Annotated in this window: 1 pseudogene; it reads left to right on the top strand. The window is 78.7% G+C overall.

Features of this window, described 5'->3' with window-relative positions:
• Window positions 1-73 precede the first annotated feature (73 nt).
• Window positions 74-895: pseudogene (locus CCN56_RS41420) on the top strand (hypothetical protein); the annotation flags it as partial.

Genomic DNA, 895 nt, shown 5'->3' with positions numbered 1-895 from the left:
GTGGTCGGGGGCGGGCGGTGGCATGGGGCGCATGACGCGTGCGGGCAGATCATCTGACTATTACCTCCGCCGGGTGAGCGGTGGGCTGCTGACGGCGGTGCTGCTCCTGCTGCCCGGGGCCGCCGCGTGGGCCGGTGGGTCCGGGGACGGAGCCCTGCGGATGACCGTCACCGTGAACGGACGCTCCGACAGCGCGGTGCGGCCGCCGGCGGTACGGGTGGGGGCGCAGGTCGTGAAGCGGTACCGGCTGGAGAACCTGGGCGAGGCGCATGTGTACGGGGTGCGGGTCGACGACCCCGGCGTGCCCGACGGGGCCGTACGGTGCCCCCGGCAGCCGCTCGCCGCGCTCGGGGAGATGGAGTGCATCGCCCGTTTCCGCGCCCTGCCCGGGATGCGCCTCGCCACCGCGCGGGCCCAGGGGGGCGTCCCGTCCCTCGGCCTGCGGAGCGACACGACCGCCCGCTCCGGGTACGCCGGGGTCGCCGCGGGCCTCTCGCTCACCGAGCGGGTCTCGATCGGGGCCGCCGGGCGGTCGGGGCGGGCGGTCGGCGCGGCCCCCGCCGGGACCGCCACCGTCACGTACACCGCCACCAACCGGGGCGACCGGCCCGTCCACGCCGTCCGCGTCGAGGACCCCGCCCTGCGGCTCGGCCCCGGGAGCGTGCAGTGCGACGGGACCGCGGCCCTGCTCGCCCCGGGCGCCTCCGCCCGCTGCACGGCCACCGTCCGGCGCCCGCCCGGCACCCATCGGAGCACCGGGTTCGCCACCGGCAGCGACCGGGTGCCGACCTATGACGCCGGGGGCGCTCTCGTCCCCGCGCCGGTGCTCACCGCGCGCTCCTCCGCCACTTTCACGATCGCCTCGCCACGGGGGGCGGCGGGGGGAGTGGGGGGC

The sequence above is a fragment of the Streptomyces sp. NRRL B-24572 genome (assembly GCF_002156145.1).
Taxonomy (GTDB): domain Bacteria; phylum Actinomycetota; class Actinomycetes; order Streptomycetales; family Streptomycetaceae; genus Streptomyces; species Streptomyces vietnamensis.
Note: the sequence above shows the minus strand (reverse complement) of the source record. Positions and strands in the feature narration are given on the sequence as shown.